Source organism: Pseudomonas sp. P5_B2 (assembly GCF_056400445.1).
Genome location: NZ_JBFULH010000318.1, coordinates 1 through 4,762 on the forward strand (window position 1 = coordinate 1; position 4,762 = coordinate 4,762).

Annotated in this window: 5 protein-coding genes; all 5 read right to left on the reverse strand. The window is 56.2% G+C overall.

Translation table 11 applies throughout. From position 1 onward, the window contains the following. Nucleotides 1-1,362, reverse strand: a 1,362-nt coding sequence (gene atpD, locus AC1DRJ_RS19340; protein ID WP_477803563.1) for a F0F1 ATP synthase subunit beta, incomplete at its 3' end; no start/stop codon positions are given. 27 nt (nucleotides 1,363-1,389) lie between these two features. Further along, complete coding sequence (gene atpG, locus AC1DRJ_RS19345; protein WP_477803564.1) at nucleotides 1,390-2,250, reverse strand: F0F1 ATP synthase subunit gamma; 861 nt, start codon at nucleotides 2,248-2,250, stop codon at nucleotides 1,390-1,392. 50 nt (nucleotides 2,251-2,300) lie between these two features. Next, the gene (gene atpA, locus AC1DRJ_RS19350) at nucleotides 2,301-3,845 is read right to left on the reverse strand and encodes a F0F1 ATP synthase subunit alpha (RefSeq protein WP_007948088.1); all 1,545 of its coding nucleotides are present in this window, start codon (nucleotides 3,843-3,845) and stop codon (nucleotides 2,301-2,303) included. 21 nt (nucleotides 3,846-3,866) lie between these two features. After that, a complete protein-coding gene (locus AC1DRJ_RS19355; protein WP_477803565.1) occupies nucleotides 3,867-4,403 on the reverse strand; it encodes a F0F1 ATP synthase subunit delta in 537 nt (178 codons plus the stop codon). Nucleotides 4,404-4,415: 12 nt separating this feature from the next. Continuing rightward, on the reverse strand, nucleotides 4,416-4,762 hold a 347-nt coding region (atpF, locus tag AC1DRJ_RS19360), incomplete at its 5' end, for a F0F1 ATP synthase subunit B (RefSeq protein ID WP_477803566.1).

Genomic DNA, 4,762 nt, shown 5'->3' on the forward strand with positions numbered 1-4,762 from the left:
CTCGATCGCTTCTTCGATGCCGCCGACCATGTAGAACGCTTGTTCTGGCAGGTGGTCGTAGTCACCGTTGAGGATGCCTTTGAAGCCAGCAATGGTGTCTTTCAGGGAAACGTATTTACCCGAAGAACCGGTGAAGACTTCAGCCACGAAGAACGGCTGCGACAAGAAACGCTGGATCTTACGAGCACGGTTTACCAACTGCTTGTCTTCTTCCGACAGCTCGTCCATACCCAGGATCGCAATGATGTCCTTCAGTTCTTTGTAACGCTGCAGAACATACTGTACACCGCGAGCAGTGTCGTAGTGGTCCTGGCCAATTACGTTCGGGTCCAGCTGGCGCGAAGTCGAGTCGAGTGGATCGATTGCCGGGTAGATACCCAGGGAAGCGATGTCACGGGACAGAACGACGGTGGCGTCCAAGTGGGCGAAAGTGGTCGCTGGCGACGGGTCAGTCAAGTCATCCGCAGGTACGTATACCGCTTGGATCGAGGTGATCGAACCGTTTTTGGTCGAAGTGATACGCTCTTGCAGAGTACCCATCTCTTCGGCCAGGGTCGGCTGGTAACCTACTGCGGAAGGCATACGGCCCAGCAGTGCGGATACTTCAGTACCGGCCAGGGTGTAACGATAGATGTTGTCGACGAACAGCAGAACGTCGTTACCTTCGTCACGGAACTTCTCGGCCATGGTCAGGCCGGTCAGTGCTACGCGCAGACGGTTACCCGGCGGCTCGTTCATCTGACCGTAAACCAGTGCCACTTTGTCCAGAACGTTGGAATCCTTCATCTCGTGGTAGAAGTCGTTACCCTCACGAGTACGCTCACCCACACCGGCGAACACGGAATAACCGCTGTGCTCGATGGCGATGTTACGGATCAGTTCCATCATGTTTACGGTTTTGCCTACACCGGCACCACCGAACAGACCGACTTTACCACCCTTGGTGAACGGGCAAACAAGGTCAATTGCCTTGATGCCGGTTTCCAGCAGGTCGTTGCCGCCCGCTTGTTCAGCGAAGGTTGGCGCAGGACGGTGAATGCCCCAGCGCTCTTCGGTGTCGATCGGGCCAGCTTCGTCGATCGGGTTGCCCAGAACGTCCATGATCCGGCCCAAAGTCGCTTTACCGACCGGTACGGAGATGGCGGAACCGGAGTCGATGACGTCCAGACCACGCTTCAAGCCCTCGGTGGAGCCCATCGCAATGGTACGAACCACGCCGTCGCCCAGCTGTTGCTGAACTTCCAGAGTGGTTGCGGCCGCGCTTTGTACAGTCAGCGCGTTGTAGATGCTCGGTACGCTGTCGCGTGGGAATTCCACGTCGATAACGGCGCCGATGATTTGAACGATACGTCCGCTACTCATAGCTGGATCCTCTGAATATTTGAACCGTTAAACCGCGGCAGCGCCGCCGACGATTTCCGAGATCTCTTGGGTGATCGCAGCCTGACGCGCCTTGTTGTAGATCAGCTGCAAATCGCTGATCAAATCACCGGCGTTGTCGGTAGCGTTCTTCATCGCGATCATCCGCGCAGCTTGTTCAGCCGCGTTGTTCTCGACCACCGCCTGGTAGACCTGCGACTCCACGTAACGAACCATCAAGCCGTCAAGCAGCTCTTTGGCGTCCGGTTCGTAGAGATAGTCCCAGTGGTGCTTGAGTCCTTGATCCGGGGTTGCCACCAGCGGAACCAACTGCTCCACGGTAGGCTGTTGCGTCATGGTGTTGATGAACTTGTTGGACACCACGGACAGGCGGTCAATACGGCCGTCCAGGTAGGCATCCAGCATCACCTTGACGCTGCCGATCAGATCATTGATCGACGGCTCTTCACCCAGGTGGCTGATAGCTGCTACGACGTTGCCGCCGAAGTTACGGAAGAAAGCCGCACCCTTGCTACCCACTACACACAGATCAATCTCGACGCCGTTTTCGCGGTTTACCGCCATGTCCTTGACCAGAGCCTTGAACAGGTTGGTGTTCAAACCACCACACAGACCACGGTCAGAGCTCACCACGACGTAACCGACGCGCTTTACTTCACGCTCGATCATGAACGGGTGGCGATATTCCGGGTTGGCGTTGGCCAAATGACCAATAACCTGGCGGATGCGCTCCGCGTAAGGACGGCTAGCAGCCATGCGCATTTGTGCCCTGCGCATTTTACTGACCGCCACTTTTTCCATGGCGCTGGTAATCTTTTGCGTGCTTTTGATGCTCGCAATCTTACTGCGAATCTCTTTTGCGCCTGCCATGTAACACCTATCAGGTTAGCAAGCGGGAGCCTTGCGGCTCCCGCTGCGGCTTACCAGGTTTGGGTGGCCTTGAACTTCTCGATACCAGCTTTCATGCCTGCATCGATTTCGTCATTGAAGTCACCCTTCACGTTGATCTTCGCCATCAAATCGGCGTGATCGCGGTTGAAGAAGGAAATCAGCGCTTGTTCAAAGCTACCGATCTTGGCGATCGCGACGTCAGTCAGGAACCCACGCTCAGCGGCATACAGCGACAGCGCCATGTCAGCGATCGACATTGGTGCGTATTGCTTCTGCTTCATCAGCTCGGTAACGCGCTGACCATGGTCAAGTTGCTTACGGGTCGCTTCGTCCAGGTCAGATGCAAACTGGGCGAATGCCGCCAGTTCACGGTACTGAGCCAGAGCGGTACGGATACCACCGGAAAGCTTCTTGATGATCTTGGTCTGAGCGGCACCACCCACACGGGATACCGAAACACCGGCGTTCACTGCAGGACGGATCCCGGAGTTGAAAATGGCCGATTCCAGGAAGATCTGACCGTCAGTGATGGAAATCACGTTGGTCGGAACGAACGCGGAAACGTCGCCAGCCTGGGTTTCGATGATCGGCAACGCGGTCAGGGAACCGGTTTTGCCGGTCACTGCGCCGTTGGTGAACTTCTCTACATATTCTTCCGAAACACGGGATGCGCGCTCCAGCAGACGGGAGTGGAGATAGAACACGTCGCCTGGGTAAGCTTCACGGCCTGGTGGACGGCGCAGCAGCAGGGAAATCTGGCGATAAGCCACTGCTTGCTTGGACAGATCGTCATAAACGATCAGCGCGTCTTCACCGCGGTCGCGGAAGAATTCACCCATGGTGCAACCGGCGTAAGGTGCCAGGTATTGCAGTGCTGCAGATTCCGAAGCGCTCGCTGCCACGATGATCGTGTTAGCCAGTGCGCCGTTTTCTTCCAGCTTGCGAACAATGTTAGCAATGGTCGATTGTTTCTGACCGATGGCTACATAGACGCAGAAGATTCCGCTGTTTTTCTGGTTGATGATCGCGTCGATCGCCAGAGCGGTTTTACCGATCTGACGGTCACCGATGATCAGCTCACGCTGGCCACGGCCGACAGGGATCATGGCATCGACAGCCTTGTAGCCAGTCTGTACAGGCTGGTCTACCGACTTACGCCAGATCACGCCTGGAGCAACTTTCTCGACCGCATCGGTCAGAGTATTGTTCAGCGGACCTTTACCATCAATCGGGTTACCCAATGCGTCGACTACGCGACCCAGCAGTTCCTTACCAACCGGAACTTCGAGGATACGGCCGGTGCACTTGGCGCTCATGCCTTCAGCCAGAGACTGGTATGCGCCCAATACAACGGCACCTACAGAGTCTTGCTCCAGGTTGAGAGCCATACCGAAGACGCCGCCCGGAAACTCGATCATCTCGCCGTACATTACGTCGGCCAGACCGTGAATCCGCACGATACCGTCAGACACGCTGACGACAGTGCCTTCGTTACGGGCTTGAGAGGTCACATCGAGCTTGTCGATGCGGCCCTTGATAATTTCACTTATTTCGGAAGGATTGAGTTGCTGCATTGCTCTGCTGCCCCTTCAAACTCAAGATTTCAATGCTTCGGCAAGGTTCGCGAGTTTGCCGCGAACCGAGCCATCGATAACCAGGTCGCCGGCGCGGATGACAATGCCCCCAATAAGGGATTTGTCTTCCTCGACTTGCAGGCGCACTTCCCGGTTGAGTCGTGCACTGAGAACCTTGGCGAGTTTGTCTTGCTGTTCTTGGTTCAATGCAAAAGCACTGGTCACTTCAACGTCTACCGACTTCTCTTGTTCAGCCTTGTACAGGTCAAACAGAGCGGCGATCTCCGGCAAAAGCGGGAGACGGTCGTTTTCGGCAACGACGTGAATGAAGTTCTGTGCCTTGGCATCAAACTTGTCGCCGCACACGTCAATAAACGTGGCGGCCTTGTCTGCGCTCGTCAGTCGCGGGGCCCTGAGCACGCGCTGCATAGTGTCGTCTTGCGACACTGCTGCAGCCAGGCCGAGCATGGCTGACCAAGAGGCCAGTTGCTGGTGGGCCTGGGCGTGCTCGAAGGCTGCCTTAGCGTAAGGTCGGGCCAACGTGGTCAATTCTGCCATGATCGCCCTCGCTTAAATTTCAGCAGCCAGTTTGTTTACCAGCTCCGCGTGCGCGTTTTGATCGATTGTGGAACCCAGGATCTTCTCGGCGCCAGAGACYGCCAGGCTACCCAGTTGGGCACGCAGCGCGTCTTTGACACTGTTCAGTTCCTGTTCGATCTCGGCCTGAGCCTGAACCTTCACACGGTCAGCGTCGATACGGGCTTTTTCAACAGCCTCTTCAACGATCTGGTTACCGCGTTTCTTGGCTTGCTCAATGATTTCGGCTGCCTGAGCTTTAGCTTCGCGCAGTTGTTGACCCGCTTTATCTTGGGCCAATTCCAGGTCGCGAGCTGCTCGGGCGGCAGCGTCCAGTCCAT